The organism is Kitasatospora albolonga (genome assembly GCF_039535905.1).
In the GTDB taxonomy this organism is placed as follows: domain Bacteria; phylum Actinomycetota; class Actinomycetes; order Streptomycetales; family Streptomycetaceae; genus Kitasatospora; species Kitasatospora albolonga.
The window spans coordinates 1-25334 of sequence record NZ_BAAAYB010000007.1 but is presented as its reverse complement, the minus strand read 5'-3'; the positions used below and the strand labels follow the sequence as shown (position 1 = coordinate 25334).

Below are 25334 nucleotides of genomic sequence, written 5' to 3'. Positions count from 1 at the left end.
GTGAAATGTCACACATCATCACTCGAGGGAGCCCCATGAGCGACGAACTGCCCCGCCAGATCCAGGGGGCGGCCTCGCTGTTCACCCTCGACCCGGCCGTGGCGCACCTCAACCACGGCTCGTACGGGGCGGTACCGCTACCCGTCCAGCGCGCCCAGGCCAAGCTGCGGGCCGAGGAGGAGCAGGACCCGGACGGCTGGTTCCTGGAACTGCCCGACCGGATCGCCCGGGCCCGTGCCCGGGTGGCCACCGCCCTGAACGCCCGCCCCGACCGGATCTCGCTGGTCACCAACGTCACCGAGGGCGTGGCGGTGGTGCTCGACTCGATCCCGCTCGCCGAGGGGGACGAGGTGCTGGTCACCGACCACGGCTACGGCGTGGTCACCCGCGCCGCCGAGCGCCGGGCCGACGAGAGCGGCGCCCGGGTCCGCACCGTCCGGCTCTCGGTCCACACCCCCGACCAGGAGGCCGTCCGCGAGCGGATCCTGGCGGCCGTGGACGAGCGCACCAAGGTCGCCGTGCTCGACCTGGTCACCTCGCCGACGGCCCGTCAGATCGCCGACCCGGTACTGCTGGCGGAGCTGCGCGCCCGCGGCGTGATCACCGTGGTGGACGCCGCGCACGCGCCCGGCATGCTCCCGGTGGACCTCGGCGAGCAGGCCGGCGGCGCCGACTTCTGGGTCGGCAACCTGCACAAGTGGGCCTTCACACCGCGGGCCGCCGCGGTCCTCGCGGTGGCGGGCGGCTGGCGCTCGCGGATCCGGCCGCTGATGTTCTCCTGGGAGCACGACCGCGGCTTCCCCGGCCGGGTGGAGTGGCGCGGCACCGCCGACTACACCCCCTGGCTGGCCGCGCCCACCGGCTTCGCCCTGCTCGACCAGCTCGGTGCCGAGCGGGTCCGCGCCCACAACGAGGCCCTCGCGGTGTACGGGCAGCGGCAGTTGGTGGAGCGCACCGGGCTGCGCTTCCTGCCCGGCCTGCCCGGCGCGGCGATGCGGGCGGTCCGGCTGCCCCCGGGCTGCGCGGAGAGCGACCACACCGCCAAGGCGCTGATGGTGGCGATCCGGCGGCGGTTGAACGCCCGGGTGGCGATCCGCCCGTGGTCCGGCGGCGGGGTGCTCCGGGTGAGCGCCCAGGTCTACAACCGCCCGGAGGAGTACCGGAACCTGGCGTCCGGTCTGGTGGAGCTGCTGGACGGCCGCTGAGCGGCTGCCCGTCGAGCCCTCGGGTTCCCCCGCTCCTGGGAGCCCGAGCCGCGGTGGGAGGGGATCGTGGCCCCCTCCCACCGCCCCCGTCGGAGGCCCGCTGTGCGGCCGGGCCTCCGACGGGACACCGCGTGACCCGCCGTCAGTTCCCGGCCGCCCGCAGCTCGGCGAGCAGCGCGTCCCGGTCGGAGATCAGCTCGGTGAGGATGCGCCGGGCCGCCCGCATCAGGTCGGCCACGTCGCCGCCCGCCAGGGCGTAGACCACCGTGGGGCCCTCCCGGGTGGCGGTGACGATCCCCGCCCGTCGCAGCACGGCGAGCTGCTGGGAGAGGCTGGACGGCTCGATCTCCAGGTCGGCGAGCAGGTCGCGGACCGGGGTCGGCCCGGCCTGGAGGAGTTCCAGGACCCGGATGCGGACCGGGTGCCCGAGCATCCGGAAGAGCTCCGCCTTGGCCTGGTACAGCTGGACCGGCATGAGTCGTGACCCCCCTGGCGCACCGTCAGAGTTCCAGGCCTGCCTCGATCAGGCGCAGTTGGTGTCGCGCCATCGCCATGTTGGCCCGGGCCCGGTTGAGGGCCAGGTAGAGGAAGAGGCCGCGCCCGTTGGGCATGGTGAGCGGGCGGATCAGGTGGTACTGGGTGGTGAGCGAGATCAGCATGTCCTCGATCTCGTTGTCGTGCAGGTTGAGCATCTGCATGGTGCGCATCTTGGCGCGGACCAGGTCGGTGTTGGCGGCGGCGGCCACGTTCAGGTCCAGGTCGCTGCTGCCGTCGCTCAGGGTGCCGAGCGCCATCCCGCTGTCGTAGTCGACCAGTGCCACACCGATCGCACCGTCGATGCTCATGGCGTCCTTGAGCGCGCTGTCGAGACTTGCCACGGTGCCCTCCCGCTGTCGGCGGGGGCCGCGCCCCTGTGGGCGGCCCCGGTGCACCGACTGTAGGAAGCGGACCCCGCGCCGCAGGCGCTCTGCCCGGAACCGACCGAAGAAGGACCGGGCCCGACCGGGTGTTGACGGGATGAAGGATTGTGCAACTGACAAGCTGATCCGAAGGTGATCGACGGACGCCCCGGGACGCCCGCCGGAGCCGGGTCACCCGATCGGGGTGACCAGCCCGGCCGCCAGCCTCAGCGAGTCGTCCAACTGCCGCCGGGAGGCCCGCAGCAGCTCGCCGTTGTGCTCGATCAGGTCCCGCTGGTACGCGGACTCCACCGCGAACCAGATGCCGACCAGGTTGGTCTCGCGCTTGCAGGCCACGTCCGCGGTGGCCGCCGTGATCCCCTCGGGACCGGTGAACGCCTCGGGCCGCAGGCCGAGTTCGGGCTGCGGGCTGACCGGGTTCTCGGCCCGGTAGCCCTTGCCGGCCATGCACCTGGCCCAGGCCTCGCGGGCGGCGTCCACCCGGGCGTCCCGGCGGGAGCGGTCGTAGCCGTCGGCGTCCAGGTCCTGCACCTTGAGCGGGTCGGGCGCCCCGGCGGTCGGCACCCAGAGCTTGAGGTAGCCCTCCCGCACGCAGCCCCCCGGCGGCACCGCCAGCCCGTTCACCCGGCCCGCGCTGCGGCCGGACTTCTCCGCGTCCGCCTGGTTGGCCGGCAGCGAGGCCGGATCGGCGCCGTCCTCACCGCCGAGCACCAGCCGCTCGGTCGGGTCCATCGAGGGCTGCGGGGGCTTGGCCCGGCCCTCGGCGCCCAGCGTCCCGTAGCCGCTGCCGGCCGCCTCGGCCGGATCGGCCAGTCCGTACCGCCGGGTGTTGCCCGGCGCGCCGGCCGGCGGCAGCTCGGGCACCCGGTAGCGGAAGCCGTACCTGGCCATGCACTGGTCCGTCAGGATCCGCTGCGCCCGGTCGAGCCGGTCCAGCTCGCCCTCACTCGGCAGGTACTCCTGGAGCGGCAGCCGCAGCGCCCCGGCGTCCGCCGGGGTCGGCACCGGGCCCGGGAGCGCGGGCCCGGTGCCGGGTGCGCTCCCCGTCCCGCCGTCGGAACAGCCCGCCAACAGCAGGACGGCGGCGGCGAGGGCGGCGGGCAGCACGGAGGAACGCAAGGGGGAGCTCCCGGAGGTGACGACCCTGACGAGGGGTCAGTTGTAGTAGGCGGAGGAGATCTGGTGCCAGAAGGTGCTGGTGGCGTTGGAGGCCACGCCGGCGTTGATCCAGCCGTGCCGGCCGCCCCGGTAGACGTCGCTGTAGACGTGCCAGGTGTAGCTGTCCCGGTTCCAGTAGGACTCGTTCTGGTCGTTCACCGCGCCGCCGTAGCGGGGCCAGGCGAGCTGGGTGAAGTCGCCCCGCGAGAGGTAGAGGTCCAGCACCTCGTAGGTGGTGTTCGGCCCGCCGTAGATGGCGAACTCCCCGGGCTCGCTCACCCCGTCCAGTTCGGCCGCGCCGGCCGGGGCGGCCCCGGCCAGGACGAGGCAGGCGGCGGCGGTGAGCCCGGTCGCAAGGGTGGTCAGGCGGTGCAGGAGCCGTGGTCGCTGAGCCGGCATGGCTGGGGCCTCTCTGGAAGGGGGAACGGGACGCGGTACCCGGTGCCTGGTGCTGATGGGTAAGTGGAGCACTGCCGTGACTCCTTGCACAGGCGTGATTGCGCCACGTTGTCATGGCCCGCTCCGGCCCGGTACGCCCCGGTCCGGGCACCCGCCGCCCCCGCTCCCCGCCCCTCCCCGCTCCCGTCCGGGATCCCGCGAAAAGGGTGCTGTTGATGTCGGTCCTGGCGGGTAATGTCTGGCTGAGATGCACGATCACCACACCAACCGCACCCGCTGCGCCCCCGTCCGTGCCGAGGCCCTCCGCGCCCCGGCCGCGCGGGCCCCGCAGCCGCAGGCGTCGCCGTCTGCGCACCCGTCCCGCCCGGCCCTTCCCCGGCCCGGCATCCAGCAGTCCCACGGGAAGAAGAGGTGACGCCGATGAACAGCGCCGTGCCCGAGCGCCCCGAGAACCCGGCCGCTCCGGACACCGAGGAGCTCAGCCCCGCCGAGGCGTACGCCGCCTTCCGGCGCCGGGCCAAGGAGCAGGCCACCGTCCTGCACGGCTTCCGTCAGCTCTACGACTTCGAGCTGGACGACTTCCAGCTGGAGGCCTGCCGCTCCCTGGAGGCCGGCGAGGGCGTGCTGGTCGCCGCGCCGACCGGCTCCGGCAAGACCATCGTCGGCGAGTTCGCCGTCCACCTGGCCCTGCAGTCCGGCCGCAAGTGCTTCTACACCACGCCCATCAAGGCGCTCTCCAACCAGAAGTTCGGCGACCTGGTGAAGCGCTACGGGGCCGACAAGGTCGGCCTGCTGACCGGCGACAACAGCGTCAACGGCGACGCCCCGGTGGTCGTGATGACCACCGAGGTGCTGCGCAACATGCTCTACGCGGGCTCCTCCGCGCTGGACGGCCTCGGCTACGTGGTGATGGACGAGGTGCACTACCTCGCCGACCGCTTCCGCGGCGCGGTCTGGGAGGAGGTCATCATCCACCTCCCCGAGTCCGTGGTGCTGGCCTCGCTCTCCGCCACCGTCTCCAACGCCGAGGAGTTCGGCGACTGGCTGGACACCGTGCGCGGCGGCACCAAGGTGATCGTCTCCGAGCACCGTCCCGTGCCGCTCTGGCAGCACGTGATGGCCGGAAACCGCATGTACGACCTGTTCGCCGACCCGGACCGGGACGGCCGCCCCAAGGGTTCGCTCACCAACCCCGCCAAGGCGGTCAACCCCGAGCTGGTCCGCCTCTCCCGCTCCGAGGGCGACCGCAACCCGCGCGGCGACCGCTTCGGCCGCGGCCGCGGCCGCTCGATGCCCAACGGCCGCCCCAGCCGGGTCTGGACCCCGGGCCGGGTCGACGTCATCGACCGCCTCGACGCCGAGGGCCTGCTGCCCGCCATCACCTTCATCTTCAGCCGGGCCGGCTGCGAGGCCGCCGTCCAGCAGTGCCTCACCTCCGGCCTGCGGCTCAACCGCGAGGCCGACCGGGCCACCGTCCGCGAGATCGTCCAGGAGCGCTGCGCCGACATCCCGGACGAGGACCTGCACGTCCTGGGCTACTTCGAGTGGCTGGACGGGCTGGAGCGCGGCATCGCCGCCCACCACGCCGGGATGCTGCCCCGCTTCAAGGAGGTGGTCGAGGAGCTCTTCGTGAAGGGCCTGGTCAAGGCCGTCTTCGCGACCGAGACCCTCGCCCTGGGCATCAACATGCCCGCCCGCTCCGTGGTCCTGGAGAAGCTGGTCAAGTGGAACGGCGAGACCCACGCCGACATCACCCCCGGCGAGTACACCCAGCTCACCGGCCGGGCCGGCCGCCGCGGCATCGACGTCGAGGGCCACGCCGTCGTGCTCTGGCAGCGCGGCCTCGACCCGGAGGCGCTGGCCGGCCTGGCCGGCACCCGCACCTACCCGCTGCGCTCCTCCTTCCGCCCCTCCTACAACATGGCCGTCAACCTGGTCGGCCAGTTCGGGCGGCACCGCTCCCGGGAGCTGCTGGAGACCTCCTTCGCGCAGTTCCAGGCGGACCGCGCGGTGGTCGGCATCGCCCGCCAGGTGCAGAAGAACGAGGACGGGTTGGCGGGCTACCGCGAGTCGATGACCTGTCACCTCGGCGACTTCGAGGAGTACATGGGCCTGCGGCGGCAGCTGAAGGACCGTGAGAACGAACTCGCCCGCGAGGGCAGCGGCCAGCGCCGAGCCTCCGCCATCGAGGCCATCGAGGCCCTCAAGCCCGGCGACGTCATCCACGTCCCCACCGGCAAGTTCGCCGGGCTCGCCCTGGTCCTCGACCCGGGCCTGCCACCGGTCTCCCGCTCGCCGCGCCACCAGCGCCACCCCGACTACCAGGACGGCCCGCGCCCGGTGGTGCTCACCGCCGAGCGGCAGGTCAAGCGGCTCGCGATGATCGACTTCCCGTACCCGGTGACCGCGGTCGACCGGCTGCGGATCCCCAAGTCCTTCAACCCGCGCAGCCCGCAGTCCCGCCGCGACCTGGCCTCCGCCCTGCGCACCAAGGCCGGCCACCTCGAGCCCGAGCGCTTCCGCAAGGGCCGGGCCGCCGCGGCCGACGACGCGGAGATCACCCGGCTGCGCACCGAGCTGCGCCAGCACCCCTGCCACGGCTGCTCCGACCGCGAGGACCACGCCCGCTGGTCCGAGCGCTACCACCGGCTCCAGCGCGACACCCAGGTGCTGGACCGCAAGATGCGCTCCCGCACCCACACCATCGCCCGCACCTTCGACCGCGTCTGCGGCCTGCTCACCGACCTCGGCTACCTCAGCGGGGACACCGTCACCGACGACGGCAAGCGCCTCGGCCGGCTCTACGGCGAGCTCGACCTGCTCGCCTCGGAGTGCATCCGCGAGGGCGTCTGGGCCGAGCTCGCCCCGGCCGAACTCGCCGCCTGCGCCTCGGCCCTGGTCTACGAGTCGCGCCAGTCCGACGACGCCGCCACCCCGCGGGTCCCGGAGGGCGCCGCCAAGGAGGCCCTCGCCAGCATGATCCGCATCTGGGGCCACCTCGACGCCCTGGAGGAGCAGCACCGCATCAACACCGCCGAGGGCGTCGGCCAGCGCGAGCCCGACCTCGGCTTCGCCTGGGTCGCCTACCGCTGGTCCCTCGGCCACAACCTCGACCAGGTCCTCCGCGACGCCGACCTCCCGGCCGGCGACTTCGTCCGCTGGACCAAGCAGCTGATCGACGTCCTCAGCCAGATCCAGGACGCCGCGGGCGACGACACCAAGCTCCGCACCACCGCCCGCAAGGCCGTGGACAGCCTCCGCCGCGGCATCATCGCCTACAGCTCGGTCGGCTGACCGACAGCGCCGGCGCCCGTACCCGACTGACCGTCAGTCCGGGTACGGGCGCCGCCGTGTTCACGCACCCAGCGTCTCCACCAGGCGCTCCAGGGAGCTGCCGAGGCCCCAGCGGGTGGAGAGTTCCTCCAGGGTCATGGGGTCGAGCGGCTCCTTGGGGAGGGCGGGGTCGAAGTCGGGGAGCGGCGCGTCGGTGGCGACCCGGACGACGGTGGGGGCGACGTCGAGGTAGGGGGCGCCGTCGAGGAGGTTCTTGCGGCGGGCCGGGGTGAGCTTGGAGAGCGGGTCGGCGGCGGCGGCCCGGATGCCGGCCAGGTCGCCGTACTCGCGGATGAGCTGGGCGGCGGTCTTCTCGCCGATGCCCTTGACGCCCGGCAGGCCGTCGCTCGGGTCGCCGCGCAGGGCGGCCATGTCGGCGTACTCGGCCCCGGTGACGCCGTACTTCTCCACCAGGGCGGCCTCGTCGATCAGTTGGGCGTTGCCGACGCCCTTGACCGGGTAGACGACCTGGATGCCCCGGGCGTCGTCGACGAGCTGGAAGAGGTCGCGGTCGCCGGTGACGATCTGGACGGGGCCGGTCGCCCGGGCCGTCAGGGTGCCGATCACGTCGTCGGCCTCGTAGCCGGGGGAGCCGAGGCGGGCGATGCCGAGGGCGTCGAGGACCTGCTCGATGACCGGGACCTGGGGGGCGAGGGTGTCGGGGACCTCCTCCTCGCCGTCCACGGCGGCCTCGGCGACCCGGTGGGTCTTGTACGTGGGGATCAGCTCGACCCGCCAGGCGGGGCGCCAGTCGGCGTCCATGCAGGCGACCAGCTGGTCGGGCCGGTGGTCCTGGACGAGGCGGGTGATGAAGTCGAGCAGGCCGCGCACGGCGTTCACCGGCTGCCCGTCGGGCGACTTGATGGACTCCGGCACGCCGAAGTAGGCACGGAAGTAGAGGCTCGCCGAGTCGAGCAGCATCAGCCTGGGTGCGGTCATGCCTCCGATCATGCCGCAACGGGCTGACGGAGCCTCACAAGCGCGGGGTCAGTGCTCGTGCGGCCCGCCGCGGTGCACCGGTCCGTGCACGTCGTCGCAGTGCTCGTCGCGGGGGCGGTCCCGGGCCTCGACGGCCGAACGACCCAGGGTGAGCAGGTCCTGGCCGAGCTGTTCGCCGACGTGGTCGACCTGGAGGGTGGTGTGGGTGATCCGGTACTCCTCCCGCAGGGTGCGCTGGAGGTCGCGGCGGACGGCGTGGCAGTCGCCGCCGGGAGCGACCAGGACGTGGGCGGAGAGGGCGGGTTCGCCGGAGGTGATCTCCCAGATGTGCAGGTCGTGGATCTCCTTGACCTCCGAGCCGGAGATCAGCCGGTCGGCCACCGCGTCCGGGTCGATGCCGGCGGGCGCGGCCTCCAGGAAGATCCGCCCCGAGGCCCGGACCAGGCCGAGGCCGGCCTTGAGCATCAGGGCGACCACGATCAGCGAGGCGATGGGGTCGGCCCGGGTGAAGCCGGTGGTCACGATGACCAGACCGGCCACCGCCGTGGCGACGAAGGCGTAGAGGTCGGTCAGCACGTGCTGGAAGGCGCCCTCGACGTTCAGCGAGCTGCGGTTGGCCCGGGACAGGCACCAGGTGGCCGCGACGTTCACCACGATGCCGACCAGTGCGGTGACCAGCACCAGCGAGCCGGTCACCTCCGGCGGTTCGAGCAGCCGGACCACCGCCTCGTAGCCGAGCCAGGCGGAGAGCAGCAGCAGGGTGATCCCGTTGGCCTGGGCGGAGAGGATCTCGGCCCGCTTCAGCCCGTAGGTGTAGCCGCCCCGGGCGGGCCTCCGGGCGAGGGCCATCGCGATCAGCGCGAGCACGATGGAGACCGCGTCGGTGAGCATGTGCGCGGCGTCCGAGAGCAGGGCCAGCGACCGTGCGGCGAGGCCGACCACCACCTCGCCGGCCATGAAGAGCACGATCAGCGCCAGCGCGCCCAGCAGCCAGCGCCGGTCGGCGTCGGCGGAGACCCCGTGGGAGTGGCTGCCGTGGGAGTGCCCGTCCGGTCCGTGTGCGTGTCGGTGGTTCGCCATGGTGGTCCCCTTCCCGCCCGGCGCGCCGCGCACCGGTTCCGGGCCGTTCATCAGCCGGTCGGCCGTCTGCGCTAGGGTTCCGCCGCCCAACAGTGATCACCGGGGAGGGGCGGGACGTGCCGGAGCGTCAGGAACGGGTGTCGCTGGGCACCATCGCCGTCGAGTGGGGCCGGATCGGCTGCACCGGCTTCGGCGGGCCGCCGACCCACATCCTGCTGCTGCGCCGGCTCTGCGTGGAGCGGCGCGGCTGGTTGAGCGCCGAGGAGTTCGAGGACGGCATCGCGGCGACCAACCTGCTGCCGGGCCCGGCCTCCACCCAGCTGGCGGTCTTCACCGCCTGGCGGCTGCGCGGCGCCCCGGGCGCGCTGGTCGGCGGGGCCTGCTTCATCGTGCCCGGGCTGTTGCTGATCCTGGCCCTCTCGGTGCTCTTCCTGTCCGACGCCCCGCCCGCCTGGGTGCTGGGCGCGGCGGCCGGTGCGGGGGCGGCCGTCCCGGCGGTGGCGGTGCACGCAGCGGCCGCGCTGGTGCCGGGCAGCTGGGCCCGGGCCGGGGGCACGGACGGGGGCACGGACGGGGACCGCGCGGGCCGGGCCCGGTGGATCGGCTACGCGGTGGCCGGGGCGGTGGCCGCGCTGCTCACCGGGCCGTGGCTGGTGCTGGTACTGCTGGCCGCCGGGCTGGCCGAAGTCGCCGTCCGGCAGCGGAGCCTGACACTTCCCCTGGTGCTCGGGGCGCTCCCCGCCACGGGCGGGCTGGGGGCGCTGGCCTGGGTGGCGTTCAAGGTCGGTGCGCTCTCGTACGGCGGCGGCTTCGTGATCATCCCGCTGATGCGGGCCGACGCGGTGGAGCGGTACGGCTGGATGACGGACGGTCAGTTCCTGAACGCGGTGGCGCTCGGCCAGATCACCCCGGGCCCGGTGGTGCAGACCGTCGCCGTGGTCGGGTACGCGGCCGCCGGCCTCGGCGGCGGGCTGCTGGCGGCGGCGGTGGCCTTCGCCCCGTCGTTCCTCTTCGTGCTGTTCGGCGCGCGCCACTTCGACCGGCTGCGGGCCGACCGCCGGGTGCAGTCCTTCCTGACCGGGGCCGGCCCGGCCGTGGTCGGCGCCATCGCCGGGTCGTCCGTCCCGCTCGCCCTCGGGCTGGAGTACGGCTGGCAGACCGCCGTCCTCGCCCTGGCGCTGGCCTGGCTCCTGGCGGCCCGCCGCTCCGTGGTGGCCTGCCTACTGCTGGCCGGAACGGCGGGCGCGCTGATCGGCCCCTGGTACGGACTCTGACCGGCCGTTACGTCCAGCCGGGGTCAGCGGGCCTGCGTCAGCCGACCGGGGTCGGGACCATCGCCGCCGTCACCAGGGACCGCATCACCCGCAGGTCGGTGCCCTGCTCCGGGTGCCACTGCACGCCGAGCACGAAGCCCTCTCCCTCGACCGCCTCCACGGTGCCGTCCTCGGCCCGGGCGCTGACCGTCAGGCCCTCGCCGACCCGGTCCACCGCTTGATGGTGGAAGGTCGGCACCACCACCTCGGCCTCCGGCAACAGCTCCGCCAGCCGGGTGCCCGGCAGCGGCCGGATCGGATGGGAGCCGTAGTGGTTGGGCGAGCCCAGGTGGGCGGCGCCCTCCTCCAGGTGCTGGATCAGCGTGCCGCCGCAGACCACGTTGAGCAGCTGCATGCCCCGGCAGATGCCGAGCACCGGCAGGCCGGAGGCGAGGGCGGCGCGCAGCAGCGCGGCCTCCCAGTGGTCGCGCTCGGGGGCGAAGGCGCGGGTCCTGGGGTGGGGCTGCTCGCCGTAGAGCGAGGGGTTGACGTCCGGGCCGCCGGCGATGACCAGCCCGTCCACCCGGGCGAGCAGGTCGGGGGCGTGCTCCGCGGGCTGCGGGGGCAGCAGCAGCGGGATGCCGCCGGCCTCCTGCACCAGCAGGGGGTAGCGGTGCGGGAGCAGGACGGCGCGCTGGGCGTCCCAGTGGTCCCACTTGGCCTCGGTGAGGTAGGTGCTGATGCCGATCACTGGTCTGTTGGTCATGGCCGGGATTCTGCCGCGTCCGGCCCCTCCCGTACGCAGGATTCGCGCGGGCCCCACCCGTACGCCCGAGGCTCCGTCAGGTGGCCGGACCGCCTCCCGGAGGGTTCTCAGCGGAATCTCATCGAAAAACGGGCGGAAAGGGCCGTCAACTGATACCGCGTTTATCCGGGGCGCCTTACATTTTCTGGCGTGAGCGAGCAGATTCCCGCCGGGTGGTACCCGGACCCGCAGGACACCACGAGCGACCCGAGGCCGCAGCGCTGGTGGGACGGGCAGGGCTGGACGGCCTCCACCCGGCCCGCGCCCGCGGACGCCCCCGCCGCGGCCCCGGCCGATGAGGCCGCCCCGGCCGCCCCGGCCGCTCCGGCCGAGGACGCGCCGACGGTGCTGTCGGCGCCGGTCGCCGAACCCACGCCCACGGTGCTGACGGGGGAGGTGCTGGAGAACGGCGCCGCGTACCGCTACCCGGAGCCGCCGCTGCTCCCCTCGGCGCAGCCCCGTCCGAAGTCCGGTCCCGGCAAGCCGGTGCTGATCGCCGCCGCCGTGGCGGCGCTGGCCGGTCTGCTGGTCGGATCCGGCGTCACCTACCTGGCGATGGACGGCCGGGCCGACCGCCGCGCCTCCGACCGGGTCCGCCCCGACTTCCGTCCGGGCGGGGACGGTGCCGAGGGCCGCCGGGATGTCCCCGACGCGCCGGGCTCCTCGGCCTCCCCGAAGAGCCCGGACGGCAAGGGCCCCGACGGCAAGGGCGGCCGCAACGCCGGCCTGGCCGTGGACGTGGTCAACAAGCTGAGCCTCTCCGTCCCCTCCGGCTGGACGGCCGGCACCACCAAGGACGGCTTCGCCGCCATGTCGGTCGGCTCCTACACCTGCGCCAGTGGCGAGGGCGAGTGCTCCCTGGGCGGTGCCAACACCGGTCAGCTCCAGGGCAGCGACCCCAAGCAGGCCGCCGAGCAGGACATCAACGCGGCCGCCGAGCAGTCGTACGGCAAGGTCAAGTCCCACGAGCAGCTCAAGTCCGAGCCGATCGCGGTGGACGGCCGGGACGGCTGGCTGGTCCGCTGGAAGGTGGACGCGCCCGAGGGCAACGACGGCTACGTCCAGACGGTGGTCTTCCCGGCCGCCGACGGCAAGGGCCTGGCCACCATCCACCTCGGCTTCGACATCGCCGACAAGGCGCCCACGCTCAGCCAGATGGACAAGATCGTGGAGTCGGTCAAGGCCTTCAACGGCAAGATCGGCGAGGGCGGCACCGGCACCTGACGCCCCCTCACCCCGGACCCGGACGGCCCCGCACTCCTCCCCGCGGGGCCGTCCGCACGTGCTCAGCCGTTGATGATCCCGATGCTGTTCGCCTGGATCACCTTGCCGTGGAAGGTCCCGCCGGTGATCACGTTCTCCGCGCCCTGGTGGACCTTCACCGTGGTGCCGCCGTGCTCCGAGACCAGCGCCCGGAGCTCCTCCGCGAAGGCCGGGTTCTCCTCCACCGCGCGGCGCAGCCACTCGGTCAGCGAGGTCTGGTCCCCGTACTGCTCGAACTCCTCGCGGGCGATCTCCAGTTCGGCCGTGACCACCTCCTCGCGGTCCCGCCCGAAGTACGCGGCCACCCGGTTGCGGACGGCCTGCCACGCGCTGGTGGTCATCGCACCCGTCAAGGTGGTGGCCACCGCGGTGATCAGCTCGGCTTCCATGTCCCCTGCCCCCTGGCCTCGGTGATGTCCCGTCAGACTAGGACAGGGCACGGACGGCCGTCAGAGGAACGTCCGACCCTCGCCCCGGTACGTCGGGACGGTGGCCGTCACCCGGTCGCCCTCGATCAGGTGCAGCTCGGCGAAGCGCTCGCACAGCTCGCCCGCCTTGGCGTGCCGGAACCACACCTTGTCCCCGATCCGCAGGTCGTCCGCGGCCGCGCCGAGCAGCGGCGTCTGCACCTCCCCGGCACCCTCCTGCGGGTCGTAGCGCAGCCCGGCCGGCAGATACGGCACGGGGGAGCGGTCGGCGCCCGCCGCGCCCGAGGCGGGGTACCCGCCGCCGAGCACGGTGACCACCCCGAGCCCGGGCCGCCGCACCACCGGCTGCGCGAACAGTGCGGCCGGGCGCCCTTGGAACGAACGGTAGTTGTCGAACAGCCGGGGCACGTACAGCCCCGAACCGGCGGCCACCTCGGTCACCGCCCGCTCCGCCACGGTGGACTCCACGCTGCCGGTGCCGCCGCCGTTCACGAACTCCAGCTCGGCCACCTCGCGCAGCCGCCGCACCACCGCCGCCCGCCGCACGGCCAGCTCGCGCCGCGCCTTGGCCTGCATCGCCTGGATCACCCTGGAGCGCACCGGCCGCCCGGCCAGCGAGTCGCCCACCCCGGCCACGTGGCCCTCGTACGCCATCAGCCCGACCACCCGGAAGCCAGGGCGGCGCTGCACCAGCTCGGCGAAGGCGCCCAGCGCCTCCGGGGTGCGCAGCGGCGCCCGCCGGGCCCCGATCCGGACCTTGCCGCCCAGCAGCTGCAGCGAGGTGTCCAGCTCCAGGCAGACCCGGACCTCCTCGGTGCCCTCGCGGGCCGCGTCGATCAGCTCCAGCTGCGCCGGGTCGTCCACCAGCACGGTGACCTCGGCGGCCAGCTTCGGATCCGCCGTCAGCTCCGCGTACCCGGCCCGGTCGGCCGAGGGATAGGCCAGCAGCACGTCCTTGAAGCCCTCGCGGGCCAGCCAGAGCGACTCGGCCAGGGTGAAGCTCATCACCCCCGCGAAGCCCTCCACCGCCAACGCCCGCTCCAGCAGTGCCCGGCAGCGCACCGACTTGCTCGCCACCCGCACCGGCTTGCCGTTCGCCCGGCGGACCAGATCGGCGGCGTTGGCGTCGAAGGCCGCCAGGTCCACCACCGCCAGCGGCGCGTCCAGGTGCGCGGTGGCCCGGTCGTACCGGGCCCGGTCGGCGGCGAGGCCGGGAGCCGTGAGCTTGGTCATGGCCGCAGACTGCCACAGCTCCGTACTCATGGGTAGGGGGTTGTCAGTACGTCAACTCCCCGGTCAGCGCGCCCGCGGCGGCCTTCGCCAACCCCTCGACGGTGGCGATCCCGGCCCCCTCGTCCGCCGACCCCTCGGTCAGCACCGCCACCAGCAGCTCCCGGCCGTCGTACGTCACCCGGCCGATGCTGTTCACCGCCCACAGGCCGGTGGCGCTGCGCGGCAGCCAGCCGTTCTTCAGCGTGTACGCGCCGTCCTGGTCGGCCGCCGAGACGCCCCAGTCCTGGTCCGCCTCGACCTGCCCCATCAGGGACTGCAGGTAGGCCTGCGAGCCGGCGGTCAGCGGGGAGCCCTGGCCGAACACCACCTGAAGGAGCCTCAGCTGGTCGGCAGCCGTGGTGGTGGTCAGGCCCCAGTAGCCGTCCGTCCCGGCGGTGGTGGCGGTCAGGCCGAAGGCCGCGTTGGCCTCGTCCAGCCCGGCCGCCCCGCCGACGGCGCTCCACAGGGCGTCGGCCGCGTCGTTGTCGCTCTGCTCGATCATCAGGGTCGCGGTGGCCTTCTCGTCCGCGCTCAACTCCCGCCCGGCGCGCTGGCGTTGCCAGAGCAGGGCGGCCAGCAGATCGGCCTTGACGATGCTCGCGGTGACGAACGACCCGTCCCCGTAGACCGCGCTCGCCCCGCTCGCGGTGTCCAGCACCGCGACGGAGGCCCCGCCCTCGGCGGGGACCTGCGCGGCGGCCGCGGCCAGCACGGCGTTCAGGTCCACCGGCGTCGGTGTGGGCGTTGGCGTGGGTGTCGGCGTCGGTGTCGCGGCCACCGCCTGGGCGTTGACCACTGCCGCCCTCGGCTGCCCGCCGCCGTCCGCCTGTGCCACCCACACCCCGCCCGCCGTCAGGGCCAGCACCGGCAGCAGCAGCGCACCCCCGATCCTGCTCCTACGCGTTCCCGTCATGCCGTCGACCCTCCGCCGCGCCCATGGACGTGGCCTGAGCCGCCGATGAGCACCGGCTGAGAATGCGACCGCCCGGTTGGCATACCCTCAAGCGGGTGGAGCAGCAGAAGAACATCCCGAACCCCGGATTCGCCGACGACGACGGCACCGCCGACCCCCGCCTGACCGCCGCGCTGGCCGCCTGGCAGCAGAGCGGGACCGGCGAGCCGGAGGTGCTGGCCGCCCTGACGGGCAGTCGGCTGATGGTTCCGATCGTCGCCCTGCTCGGCGAGGTCGAGGTCGACGCCCACGGCCACAAGCACGAGAAGACCAGCGACATGGCCGTCCCCGTGATCGAGGCCCCCGACGGCCGCCGCGCGCTGCCGGCCTTCACCTCGCTGGCGTCCATGGCCGCCTGGCGCGCCGACGCCCGCCCGGCCCCGGTGGCGGCCCCGCAGGCCGCGATGGTCGCCTACTCCGAGCGCGCCGACACCCTGCTGGTCGACCCGGCCGGGCCCGTCACCTACACCCTCACCGGCGCCCGGCTGCGCGCCGTCGCCGAGAACCGCCCCTACCTGCCGCCCGCCGAGGACCCGGACGTCCGGGCCGCCGTGCAGGCGCTGGTCGAGGCCGAGCCGGCCGTGCTCCGCGCCGAGCTGCGCCCGGGCACCGAGACCGACGCCGTGCTCGCCCTCTCCCTCGCCGAGGGCACCGCGGTCCAGGAGCTGGCCCAGCGCCTGGCCACCGCCCTGGCCGCCGACGACACCCTCCGCGTCCGCCTCGACCGCGGCCTCGACCTCGCCCTGCTCGGCTAATTGCGGTGGTGGTCACACCTCTGGGGGCGCGGGGAACTGCGCGAGTCCGGAAGGCGGACCAGCGCTAGGTCGGGGCAGGTGAGCCAGTTGCGGCACCTGCCGTTCCCCTGCGCGCAGTTCCCCGCGCCCCCAAAGGCGTAGCCACCTGGCCTGACGGCGGGTCAGCTGTAGACCGGGCCGGTGAACTTCTCGCCCGGGCCGGAGCCCGGGGCGTCCGGCACCAGCGAGGCCTCGCGGAAGGCGAGCTGGAGCGAGCGCAGCCCGTCGCGGAGCGGGGCGGCGTGGAAGTTGGAGATCTCCGGGGCGCCGGCGGTGACCAGCCCGGCCAGGGCGGTGATCAGCTTGCGGGCCTCGTCCAGGTCCTTGTCCTTCTCGCCGCCCTCGGCGAGGCCGCACTTCACCGCGGCGGCGCTCATCAGGTGCACCGCGACGGTGGTGATCACCTCGACGGCGGGGACCTCGGCGATGTCGCGGGTGAGGTCGTCGAAGCCGATCTCGTCGTCGTGGGGAGTGGTGTCGTCGCTCACGGGTGCTCACTTCTTCTGATGGAGGCGTACACCAGGGAGCGTACCGAGCACCCGCCCGGTGACCGCCCGCCGGAGGCGGAATACCGCACCCTCCGGAAACGCTGGTATGCTTCGAGACTGACCGGCCAGGAGATCTTCGGATCGCCCGGCCAGCAAGTGGAGGCTCCACTCACAGGAGGCCCGAGAGGGCAACCGCGAAAGTCTCCCACCTGATCGGCCTAGCAGTCGACGGGTCCGGTCCGCGACACCTGAGCCGCAAGGCTCCAGCGAGTCGCCGCAGCGCCCCTCCGAGGGTGCAGCCCCGGTCTGTGGAGCCCCGCTTGTATACCGAGCGGGGCTTTTTTCGTGCCGCGGTGCGTACGCCAGTGGGCAGCGCAGCACGAATGAAGCCCCGCCCAGTGGTCGAGTCCACTACGTGCGACCGCCGTCCGACGGCCGCATCGCAGAAGGTGCAACCGAGGAGGCCCCATCAGCACCGAGCCCCGCATCAACGACCGGATTCGCGTCCCCGAGGTGCGACTCGTCGGTCCCAGCGGCGAGCAGGTCGGCATCGTGCCGCTTGCCAAGGCGCTGGAGCTCGCGCAGGAGTACGACCTCGACCTGGTCGAGGTCGCGGCGACCGCCCGGCCGCCGGTGTGCAAGCTCATGGACTACGGCAAGTTCAAGTACGAGTCGGCCATGAAGGCCCGTGAGGCGCGCAAGAACCAGGCGCACACGGTCATCAAGGAGATGAAGCTCCGGCCGAAGATCGACCCGCACGACTATGACACCAAGAAGGGTCACGTCGTTCGGTTCCTCAAGCAGGGCGACAAGGTCAAGATCACGATCATGTTCCGCGGTCGTGAGCAGTCCCGCCCCGAGCTGGGCTTCCGACTGCTCCAGCGGCTCGCCTCCGACGTCGAGGACCTCGGCTTCGTCGAGTCGTCGGCCAAGCAGGACGGCCGGAACATGATCATGGTTCTCGGCCCGCACAAGAAGAAGACCGAGGCGATGGCCGAGGCCCGTGCGCTGGCCGACGCCCGCAAGGCCGAGCGTCAGGGCCGCACCGCCGGCTCCGACGCCGCCGCGGACGACGACGCCGCGCTCGAGGCGGAGAACGCCGCCCTCGAGGCCGAGGCCGACGAGGTGGAGGACGACGAGGTGGAGGCCGAGGCCGCCGCCGAGGAGACCGCCGCCGCGGAGGTCGAGCAGCCGGCCGCGACCGCCCAGGACGCCTGAGCGGTCCGGTCACCCAGGTAGTGGGGCGTCCCGCCCCGCTCACCCGATCAATCCGGCCCCGCCCGCGCGGAAACGCGCGGGCGGGAGCCCGGACCGACGAGGAAGAGACGGCGATATGCCGAAGCAAAAGACGCACAGCGGCGCCAGCAAGCGCTTCAAGATCAGCGGCTCCGGGAAGGTGCTGCGCGAGCGTGCCGGCCGTCGCCACCTGCTCGAGCACAAGCCCTCGACGCTGACCCGCAAGCTGGCCGGCACCGTCGAGATGGCCCCGGCTGACGCGAAGAAGATCAAGAAGCTTCTCGGCAAGTGATCGCCCGCCCGCGGCTGAGGCCGCGGGAGTCCGGCTGATCCTTCCGACCCCATCGTTAACGGACCACGTGAAGTAGTCCGTGGTCCAACCCAAGGAGTAATGAAGTGGCACGCGTCAAGCGGGCAGTCAACGCCCACAAGAAGCGCCGGGTCATCCTCGAGCGGGCCAGCGGTTACCGCGGCCAGCGCTCGCGCCTGTACCGCAAGGCCAAGGAGCAGGTCACCCACTCGCTCGTTTACAACTACAACGACCGCAAGAAGCGCAAGGGTGACTTCCGCCAGCTCTGGATCCAGCGCATCAACGCTGCGGCCCGTGCCAACGGCATCACCTACAACCGCTTCGTGCAGGGCCTGAAGATCGCGAACGTCGAGATCGACCGCAAGATGCTGGCCGAGCTCGCCGTGAACGACCCGGGTGCCTTCGCCGCCCTCGTCGAGGTCGCCCAGAAGGCGCTCCCCGAGGACGTCAACGCCCCGCGCGTCGCCGCCTGAGGCAGATCCCCAGAGGATCCTTCAGCCGTGTAGCTGATCCACCCAGACCCGCAGGTTCGCCTGCGGGTCTGCGTGCTTCCGGGCCCCGCCCGGGAAATCTGACACCGTGTCACAGAGACGAGACCATGCAGAGCACCGAGACCCCCCTGCTCACCTCCCTGCGCTCGCCGCGGGTGATCGCCGCGCGCAAGCTCGCCCGGCGCAACCAGCGGAGCAAGGAGCGGCGCTTCCTGGCCGAGGGCCCGCAGGCGGTCCGTGAGGCGGTGGCGTACGGCCGCCCGGCCGGGTCCGACGAGCACGTGGTGGTCGAGGTGTACGTCACGTTCGAGGCGGCCGAGCGGCACGCCGAGATCGTGGCCGCCGCCGAGGACGCGGGCCTGCCGGTGCTCACCGCGACCGACGAGGTGATCGCCGAGATCTGCGACACCGTCACCCCGCAGGGCATCGTGGCGCTCTGCCGCTTCCTGGACACCCCCTTCGAGGAGGTGCTCAAGGCCCGCCCGCAGCTGGTCGCCGTGCTGGCGCACGTGCGCGACCCCGGGAACGCCGGGACGGTGCTGCGCACCGCCGACGCGGCCGGGGCGGACGCGGTGGTCCTCACCGACGCCTCGGTGGACCCGTACAACCCGAAGGCCGTCCGGGCCTCGGTGGGCAGCCTGTTCCACCTGCCGTTCGCGGTCGGGGTGCCGGTGGAGGAGGCGGTGGCGCGGCTGCGCGAGGCCGGGGTGCGGGTGCTGGCCGCGGACGGGGCCGGCGACCGGGACCTGGACCAGGAGCTGGACGAGGGCACCCTGGGCGCCCCCGGCGCGTGGGTCTTCGGCAACGAGGCCTGGGGCCTGCCGGAGGAGACCCGCGCACTCGCCGACGAGGTGGTGCGGGTGCCCATCCACGGCCACGCCGAGAGCCTCAACCTCGCCACGGCCGCCGCCGTGTGCCTGTACGCCTCCGCGCGCGCCCAGCGGTCCCCGGGAGGGTGTCGCGCGAAGGGGTAGGGGCGCTAGGGTTCGGACGGTGGGGGAACGGACACGGTGGGTGATCGGGGAGGGACCCATGGCCGGTGACGGCGCCGAGCTGGACTTGGACGAGCTGCCGGACGGGGTGGTGGTCGCCGACGCGTCCGGTGTCGTGGTGCGCTTCAACCGGGCGGCCGCCCGGCTGACCGGCATCCGGCCGGAGGCGGCGCTCGGGCTGCCGCTGGAGCAGGCGCTCCCGCTGGAGGACCTGGACGGGCGCCGCTGGTGGCAACTGACCGACCCGTACGGCGGCCTGACGATCCGTACGGGGCAGCCGGAGCGGTACCTGCTGCTGCCCGGCAGCCGCGAGCTGCTGGTCTCCGCCCGCTACGTGCGGGAGCACCGCGGCGGGCCGGTCCGGCGGGTGGTGGTGGCGCTGCGCGGCACCGAGGCGCGCCGCCGCACCGAGCGCAGCCACGCCGAGCTGATCGCCACCGTCGCGCACGAGCTGCGCTCGCCGCTGACCAGCGTCAAGGGCTTCACCCGGACCCTGCTGGCCAAGTGGGAGCGGTTCACCGACGGCCAGAAGCGGGTGATGCTGGAGACCGTCGACGCCGACGCGGACCGGGTCACCCGGCTGATCGCCGAGCTGCTGGACATCTCCCGGATCGACGCCGGCCGGCTGGAGCTCTGCAAGCAGGTGGTCGACCTGCCCGCGGCCGTGCGCCGGCACGTGGAGGGCAAGGTGGCGGCCGGGATCCCCGAGGACCGCTTCGACATCCGGATCGAGCAGCCGCTCACCCAGCTCTGGGCCGACCCGGACAAGCTGGACCAGGTGCTGGCCAACCTGCTGGAAAATGCGGTGCGCCACGGCGAGGGGACTGTCACGATCGAGGTGGCGCCCGCCAAGGAACTGGTGGAGAGCGCCGGGCGCGAATGGGTCCTGGAGGGGACGGCGGTGACGGTCAGCGACGAGGGCAGCGGGATCCCCGAGGAGTCCATGCCGCGCGTCTTCACCCGCTTCTGGCGCGGCTCCAAGCGCGGCGGCACCGGCCTCGGCCTCTACATCGTCAAGGGCATCGTCGAGGCCCACGGCGGCACCATCCGGGTGAGCCGCGCGCCGTCCGGCGGCGCCCGCTTCCGATTTATCCTGCCCGCCGGGGTGCCCGACTTCATGCTCTGAAAGAGCATGACCGACAACACAGCATGCTGTAGGAGTCGAGAGCCCGGCGGGCGGTTCGCAGGCTGCGACTACACTCGACCATTGCGTTGTGTGACGCCCTGCGCGGCTGTGCCGCGGACACCCTTCTCGACTCGTACGGGAGCGGCTGCCCGTGCCCCGGCCACGCAGTGCGTAATGCAATGGGCGAGGCACCCCCCTTCACGAGCAGGAGCACGGGAAAGATAGCGATGTCGGCACCCAACAAGGACTACGACCCGGTCGAGGTCGAGGCACTCAAGCCCGAAGCGGTCGAGCAGGCCCGGGACGAGGCCGTCGCGGCCTTCGCCGCGGCCGGCTCGCTCGAGGAGCTCAAGCAGGCGAAGGTGGCCCACACCGGCGACCGCTCGCCGCTCTCCCTCGCCAACCGCGAGATCGGCGCACTGCCCCCGCAGGCCAAGGCCGCGGCAGGAAAGCTGATCGGCCAGGCCCGCGGCGCGGTGAACCAGGCGCTGGCGAAGCGTCAGGTCGAGCTGGAGGCGGAGCGGGACGCCCGCGTGCTGGTCGAGGAGGCGGTGGACGTCACGCTGCCGTTCGACCGCACCCCGCGCGGCGCCCGGCACCCGCTGACCACGCTGGCCGAGCGGATCGAGGACACCTTCGTGGCCATGGGCTACGAGGTCGCCTCCGGCCCCGAGGTCGAGGCGGAGTGGCTCAACTTCGACGCCCTCAACCTGCACGAGGACCACCCGGCCCGCTCGATGCAGGACACCTTCTTCGTGCAGGCCCCGGACGGCTCCGCCGACTCCGGCGTGGTGCTGCGCACCCAGACCTCGCCGGTGCAGATCCGCACCATGCTCGACCGCGAGCCGCCGCTGTACGCGGTGAGCCCGGGCCGGGTGTACCGGACCGACGAGCTGGACGCCACCCACACCCCGGTGTTCCGCCAGGTCGAGGCGATCGCGGTGGACGAGGGCATCACCTTCGCCGACCTCAAGGGCACCATCGAGGTGCTGGTCGAGAAGCTGATCGGCAGCGGTCTCGAACTGCGCTGGCGCCCCTCGTACTTCCCGTTCACCGAGCCGAGCGCGGAGATCGACCTCCAGTGCTTCGTCTGCCGGGGCGAGAGCGTCGGCAACCCGGACCGCCCCTGCCGGACCTGCTCCTCCGAGGGCTGGATCGAGCTCGGCGGCTGCGGCGTGGTCAACCCGCGCGTGCTGGTCGCCTGCGGCGTGGACCCGCAGCGCTACAGCGGTTTCGCCTTCGGCCTCGGCCTGGAGCGGATCCTGATGAACCGTCACAACGTCGCCGACATGCGCGACATGGTCGAGGGCGACGTCCGCTTCACCCTCCCGTTCGGAATGGAGATCTGATGCGCGTCCCGCTTTCCTGGCTGCGCGAGTACGTCGACCTTCCGGCCGGTGAGACCGGCCGCGACGTGGCCGCCCGCCTGGTCCGGGCCGGTCTGGAGGTCGAGACGGTCGAGCAGCTCGGCGGTGACCTCAAGGGCCCGCTGGTGGTCGGTCAGGTGCTCTCCATCGAGGAGCTCACCGGCTTCAAGAAGCCGATCCGGCACTGCTACGTGAACGTCGGCGACGCCAACGGCACCGGCGAGCCGCAGGAGATCGTCTGCGGCGCCCGCAACTTCGCGGTCGGCGACAAGGTGGTCGTGGTGCTCCCCGGCGCCGTGCTGCCCGGCCCGTTCCCGATCGCCGCGCGGCAGACCTACGGCCACACCTCGGCCGGCATGATCTGCTCCGCCCGCGAGCTCGGCATGGGCGACGACCACGACGGCATCATCGTGCTCCCGCCGGAGTACGAGCCCGGCACCGACGCGATCGAGCTGCTCCAGCTGGTCGACGAGGTGCTGGACATCGCCGTCACCCCCGGCTGGCCGCCGTGCTCGCGGAGCACCGCGCCGTCCTGGTGGAGCACCTGGACGACGAGGAGAGGCCGAGCTCCTGCCGCTCGCCGAGCGCCACCTCACCGTGGCCGAGTGGAACCGGCTCGGCGAGCACTTCCTGGCCGCGACGCCCAAGCCGAAGCTGCTGCTCTTCTCGGCATCGCCCTGGAGGACGCCGACGCCGAGGAGCGGGCCGCCTTCCTGGCCGAACTCCCGCTCCCCGCCGCCTCCTGTGGCACACCGTCGGCCGCTCGCTGTACGCCCGCTCCGTCCGCCGCGTCCGCGGCTGAACCGCTCGCCCGTCACCGAAGGAGATCCCCGTCATGAAGAAGCACCTCGCCACCGTCCTCGCCGCCCTCGGCATCGCCTTCGTCCTCTGGTTCGGCAGTGGCTTCCTGCTCACCCCGCAGACCATGGCCTCGGGCTTCGGCCTGCCCGACTGGCCCACCGAGCAGGGCACGGTTTCTCGCGGTTCAAGGGCATCCGCGACCTGGGCCTCGCGCTGATCCTCCTCGTCCTGCTGCTCACGGGCCGGCGGACGCTCGCTCGGCTGGGCGATGCTCGCGGCCGCGACCATCCCGATCGGCGACATGTCCCTGATCCTCGCCCGGCACGGTGACACCACCACGGCTCTGACCGTGCACGGCCTCACCGCCCTCGGCGTGCTCCTCACCGCGGCCCTGCTGCTCACGGAGCCGCGTGGGGCCACGGCGGCTGCCCGGCGGGCGGGTTGAGCTACGCGGAGCCGCCTCAGACGGCGCCGACGGTCCATTCGGACGGGGCGTCGGCGACGGAGGCCGGCGCGGGCCGGTGGCGGAGGGCGCCGGCGGTGCACACCAGGGCGCCGGTGAGGGCGGCGACCAGGACGAACGACGCCCTGAGCGAGACGGTCTGGGCGATCAGGCCGACGGCGGCGGGGGCGCTCAGACCGGCGGTGTAGGTGATGGTGGCCACGCCGGCGATCGCCCGGCTCGGTTCGGCCGTGCGTCCGGCGGCGGCGAAGGCCAGCGGGACGACGGTGGCGACGCCGATGCCGATCAGGCCGAAACCGGGAACGGCGGTGGCGGGCGAGCCGGAGCAGACCACCAGCAGACCGCCCAGCGTGGCGAGCCCGCCGCCGAGGCGGACGGTACGGACCGGGCCGAGGCGGCGGACGGCGAGGTCACCGGTGAGGCGGGCGGCCGTCATCGTTGCGGCGAAGGCGGTGAAGCTCGCCGCCGCGACGGCGGGCGAGGCCCCGGTCACGTCGCGCAGGTAGACCCCGGCCCAGTCCATGCCGGCGCCCTCGGCGAAGACGGCGCAGAAGCCGACCAGGCCGATCGCGAGTGCCGACCGGGGCGGGAGCGCGAGGCGCGGCGGTGCCTTCCGGGAGGTCTGCGGGCCGTCGGTGGGGTGGGCCTCGGCGCGCAGGTCGGGGAGTCCGTTGCAGGCGGGCACGGCGAGCGCGGTGAGCAGCACGGCGGTGACGGCCAGGTGGATCCGGGCGTCGAGGTGCTGCCCGGCCGCGAGCACCCCGAAGCCCGAGGCGATCAGGCCGCCGGCGCTCCAGAGGCCGTGCAGACCGGACATGACGGAGCGTCCGAGGTCGCGTTCGACCTCCACGCCCCGGGCGTTCAACTGCACCGAGGCCATGCCCGAGGTCGCGCCGTAGACGAAGAGCGCCGCCCAGAGGGCGGGCAGGTTCGGTGCGAGGGCGGGCAGCGCCGGCGACAGGCACCACAGGACCATCAGCAGCCGCATCGCCGACCGGGGTCCGTAGCGGTCCACCACCCGGGCGGACAGCGGCATCGCCAGGAAGGCGCCGATCGCCGGGGCGAGCAGCGCGAGGCCGAGCTGGCCGGCGTTCAGGCCCAGGTGGTGCTGGAGCCAGGGGATCCTGGTGACGAAGGTGCCGGTCACGGCGCCGTGGACGGCGAAGACCACGCCGAACCGGATCCTGGCCCGGCGGGCGTCCTGATAGCTGCCCATGGGATCTGGGCCCTCCCCTGGTGAGTGAACGGCTGCGCTCTGACGGAGCAGAATTTATCAGGCAGGGTTCCTGATGAATAGTGGCGGTCGCCGTCCGGGGCGGGGTGCGCTCTTGACAGGTTGTCAGCTGAGGGGCGCTGATGTGTACCCACCGGTAATCGGCCGGTGGGACGGAACGGCACCGAAGGGGGCGGACGGCTCATGGCACGGTCCGGAAGCACGGGGCACGGTACGCGGAGTCCGAAGCAGTACGACGTCGTGATCAGCGGGGCCAGCCTGGCGGGGTGCGCCGCGGCGATCCTGCTGGCCCGCCAGGGAGTCCGGGTGGCGCTGCTGGAGCGCCGGGCCGACCCGCAGGCGTACAAGGTGCTCTGCACCCACTCCCTGGTGGCCAGCTCCTACCCGGTCCTGGTGGAGCTCGGGCTGACGGAGGCCATCGAGGCGGCCGGCGCCCTGCACAACGACGCCCGCTGGTGGACCCGTTGGGGCTGGATCGAGCCCCAGGCCGCCCCCGGCGGGCCCGCCCTGCCGTACGCCTACAACCTCCGGCGCAGCAGGCTCGACCCGCTGATCCGCTCCCGCGCCGCCGCCACCCCCGGGGGTCGACCTGCTGCTCGGCCACCAGGTCACCGGCCTGCTGCGGGAGGACGGGCGGACGGTCGGCGTCCGGGTGAGCACCCACGAGGGCGAGCGGGAGCTGCGCGCCCGGCTGGTGGTCGGCGCCGACGGCAAGGACTCGGCGGTCGCCAAGGGGGCGGGCATCGCCACCAAGCAGTACGAGAACGGCCGCTTCGGCTACCTCGCGCAGTACCGCGACCTGCCGCTGGCCGGGGGGATCGGCCAGACCTGGTTCCTGGAGCCCGACATGGCCTACGCCTTCCCCAACGAGGACGGCGTCACCGTGCTCGCGGTGCTGGTGGAGAAGAAGAAGCACCTGGCCGCCTTCAAGGCGGACCCGGAGGGCAGCTTCCTCGCATTCGTCCGCGCCCTCCCCGAGGCACCGCCGGTCGACGGCGCCCGGCGGATCTCCAAGCTGATCGGCA

General features: G+C 73.4%; 25 protein-coding genes and 3 pseudogenes. 16 read left to right on the top strand and 12 right to left on the bottom strand.

The features are described from left to right. Positions 1-35 precede the first annotated feature (35 nt). Positions 36-1205 (top strand): aminotransferase class V-fold PLP-dependent enzyme, encoded by a 1170-nt coding sequence (locus ABD946_RS02295; protein WP_345279531.1) that lies wholly within the window; start codon positions 36-38, stop codon positions 1203-1205. 142 nt (positions 1206-1347) lie between these two features. Here the strand turns inward: ABD946_RS02295 and ABD946_RS02290 are convergent, their stop codons facing one another. From ABD946_RS02290 to ABD946_RS02275, 4 genes are all read right to left on the bottom strand, one after another. Then, positions 1348-1680 (bottom strand): ArsR/SmtB family transcription factor, encoded by a 333-nt coding sequence (locus tag ABD946_RS02290; RefSeq protein ID WP_345279529.1) that lies wholly within the window; start codon positions 1678-1680, stop codon positions 1348-1350. A gap of 25 nt (positions 1681-1705) precedes the next feature. Next, positions 1706-2050 (bottom strand): hypothetical protein, encoded by a 345-nt coding sequence (locus ABD946_RS02285; RefSeq protein WP_380150385.1) that lies wholly within the window; start codon positions 2048-2050, stop codon positions 1706-1708. A gap of 246 nt (positions 2051-2296) precedes the next feature. Further along, entirely contained in the window at positions 2297-3244 is a 948-nt protein-coding gene (locus tag ABD946_RS02280) for a hypothetical protein (RefSeq protein WP_345279525.1), read from the bottom strand. 36 nt (positions 3245-3280) lie between these two features. Continuing rightward, entirely contained in the window at positions 3281-3682 is a 402-nt protein-coding gene (locus ABD946_RS02275) for a peptidase inhibitor family I36 protein (RefSeq protein ID WP_345279524.1), read from the bottom strand. A 420-nt stretch (positions 3683-4102) separates the two neighbouring features. On the opposite strand from ABD946_RS02275, the gene ABD946_RS02270 reads away from it, so the two are divergent. Continuing rightward, positions 4103-6976, top strand: coding sequence for a DEAD/DEAH box helicase (locus ABD946_RS02270; protein ID WP_345279522.1), 2874 nt, complete (start codon positions 4103-4105; stop codon positions 6974-6976). Between the two features lie 60 nt (positions 6977-7036). Here ABD946_RS02270 and ABD946_RS02265 read toward each other — a convergent pair whose 3' ends face one another. Beyond that, a complete protein-coding gene (locus ABD946_RS02265; RefSeq protein WP_345279520.1) occupies positions 7037-7954 on the bottom strand; it encodes a 5'-3' exonuclease in 918 nt (305 codons plus the stop codon). 48 nt (positions 7955-8002) lie between these two features. After that, positions 8003-9034 (bottom strand): cation diffusion facilitator family transporter, encoded by a 1032-nt coding sequence (locus ABD946_RS02260; RefSeq protein WP_345279518.1) that lies wholly within the window; start codon positions 9032-9034, stop codon positions 8003-8005. 116 nt (positions 9035-9150) lie between these two features. Here ABD946_RS02260 and ABD946_RS02255 point away from each other — a divergent pair, with 116 nt between their 5' ends. Next, entirely contained in the window at positions 9151-10308 is a 1158-nt protein-coding gene (locus ABD946_RS02255) for a chromate transporter (protein ID WP_345279516.1), read from the top strand. A 37-nt stretch (positions 10309-10345) separates the two neighbouring features. Here the strand turns inward: ABD946_RS02255 and ABD946_RS02250 are convergent, their stop codons facing one another. Further along, positions 10346-11053: a gamma-glutamyl-gamma-aminobutyrate hydrolase family protein gene (locus tag ABD946_RS02250; protein ID WP_345279514.1), complete on the bottom strand. Its 708-nt coding sequence runs from the start codon at positions 11051-11053 to the stop codon at positions 10346-10348. A gap of 189 nt (positions 11054-11242) precedes the next feature. On the opposite strand from ABD946_RS02250, the gene ABD946_RS02245 reads away from it, so the two are divergent. Then, positions 11243-12316 (top strand): DUF2510 domain-containing protein, encoded by a 1074-nt coding sequence (locus ABD946_RS02245; RefSeq protein ID WP_345279512.1) that lies wholly within the window; start codon positions 11243-11245, stop codon positions 12314-12316. Positions 12317-12378: 62 nt separating this feature from the next. Here the strand turns inward: ABD946_RS02245 and ABD946_RS02240 are convergent, their stop codons facing one another. Genes ABD946_RS02240 through ABD946_RS02230 form a run of 3 tightly spaced genes read right to left on the bottom strand, consistent with a single transcriptional unit; the run spans position 12379 to position 14968 of the window. Continuing rightward, on the bottom strand, positions 12379-12744 hold the full coding sequence (locus ABD946_RS02240) for a hypothetical protein (RefSeq protein WP_345279510.1): 366 nt from the start codon (positions 12742-12744) through the stop codon (positions 12379-12381). Positions 12745-12804: 60 nt separating this feature from the next. Further along, a complete protein-coding gene (locus ABD946_RS02235; protein WP_345279508.1) occupies positions 12805-14016 on the bottom strand; it encodes an amino acid deaminase/aldolase in 1212 nt (403 codons plus the stop codon). Positions 14017-14059: 43 nt separating this feature from the next. After that, a complete protein-coding gene (locus ABD946_RS02230) occupies positions 14060-14968 on the bottom strand; it encodes a serine hydrolase (RefSeq protein ID WP_345279506.1) in 909 nt (302 codons plus the stop codon). A 95-nt stretch (positions 14969-15063) separates the two neighbouring features. Here ABD946_RS02230 and ABD946_RS02225 point away from each other — a divergent pair, with 95 nt between their 5' ends. After that, on the top strand, positions 15064-15762 hold the full coding sequence (locus tag ABD946_RS02225; RefSeq protein ID WP_345279504.1) for an SseB family protein: 699 nt from the start codon (positions 15064-15066) through the stop codon (positions 15760-15762). A gap of 161 nt (positions 15763-15923) precedes the next feature. On the opposite strand, the gene ABD946_RS02220 is transcribed toward ABD946_RS02225, so the two are convergent. Next, the gene (locus ABD946_RS02220) at positions 15924-16289 is read right to left on the bottom strand and encodes a DUF1844 domain-containing protein (RefSeq protein WP_345279502.1); all 366 of its coding nucleotides are present in this window, start codon (positions 16287-16289) and stop codon (positions 15924-15926) included. 468 nt (positions 16290-16757) lie between these two features. On the opposite strand from ABD946_RS02220, the gene infC reads away from it, so the two are divergent. The 9 genes and pseudogenes from infC to ABD946_RS02175 all read left to right on the top strand — a co-directional run. Continuing rightward, complete coding sequence (gene infC / locus ABD946_RS02215; RefSeq protein WP_345279575.1) at positions 16758-17507, top strand: translation initiation factor IF-3; 750 nt, start codon at positions 16758-16760, stop codon at positions 17505-17507. 115 nt (positions 17508-17622) lie between these two features. Then, entirely contained in the window at positions 17623-17817 is a 195-nt protein-coding gene (rpmI, locus tag ABD946_RS02210) for a 50S ribosomal protein L35 (RefSeq protein ID WP_030286227.1), read from the top strand. Positions 17818-17921: 104 nt separating this feature from the next. Next, positions 17922-18308: a 50S ribosomal protein L20 gene (gene rplT / locus ABD946_RS02205; protein WP_345279500.1), complete on the top strand. Its 387-nt coding sequence runs from the start codon at positions 17922-17924 to the stop codon at positions 18306-18308. Positions 18309-18433: 125 nt separating this feature from the next. Beyond that, complete coding sequence (locus tag ABD946_RS02200; protein WP_345279498.1) at positions 18434-19300, top strand: TrmH family RNA methyltransferase; 867 nt, start codon at positions 18434-18436, stop codon at positions 19298-19300. 58 nt (positions 19301-19358) lie between these two features. Further along, the gene (locus ABD946_RS02195) at positions 19359-20444 is read left to right on the top strand and encodes a sensor histidine kinase (RefSeq protein WP_345279496.1); all 1086 of its coding nucleotides are present in this window, start codon (positions 19359-19361) and stop codon (positions 20442-20444) included. A 227-nt stretch (positions 20445-20671) separates the two neighbouring features. Continuing rightward, complete coding sequence (pheS, locus tag ABD946_RS02190) at positions 20672-21793, top strand: phenylalanine--tRNA ligase subunit alpha (protein WP_345279494.1); 1122 nt, start codon at positions 20672-20674, stop codon at positions 21791-21793. Beyond that, positions 21793-22308 (top strand): annotated as a pseudogene (locus tag ABD946_RS02185) (phenylalanine--tRNA ligase subunit beta); the annotation flags it as partial. The gene pheS and the pseudogene ABD946_RS02185, both read left to right, overlap by 1 nt. A 338-nt stretch (positions 22309-22646) precedes the next feature. Next, complete coding sequence (locus tag ABD946_RS02180) at positions 22647-22829, top strand: hypothetical protein (RefSeq protein ID WP_345279492.1); 183 nt, start codon at positions 22647-22649, stop codon at positions 22827-22829. Between the two features lie 42 nt (positions 22830-22871). Then, positions 22872-23057: pseudogene (locus tag ABD946_RS02175) on the top strand (DUF4267 domain-containing protein); the annotation flags it as partial. A 16-nt stretch (positions 23058-23073) separates the two neighbouring features. On the opposite strand, the gene ABD946_RS02170 reads toward ABD946_RS02175, so the two are convergent. Continuing rightward, positions 23074-24291, bottom strand: coding sequence for an MFS transporter (locus tag ABD946_RS02170; protein ID WP_345279490.1), 1218 nt, complete (start codon positions 24289-24291; stop codon positions 23074-23076). A 201-nt stretch (positions 24292-24492) separates the two neighbouring features. Here ABD946_RS02170 and ABD946_RS02165 point away from each other — a divergent pair. Beyond that, positions 24493-24696 (top strand): annotated as a pseudogene (locus ABD946_RS02165) (FAD-dependent oxidoreductase); the annotation flags it as partial. Positions 24697-24898: 202 nt separating this feature from the next. Further along, a partial coding sequence (locus ABD946_RS02160; RefSeq protein ID WP_345279573.1) for an FAD-dependent monooxygenase occupies positions 24899-25334 on the top strand: 436 nt, incomplete at its 3' end.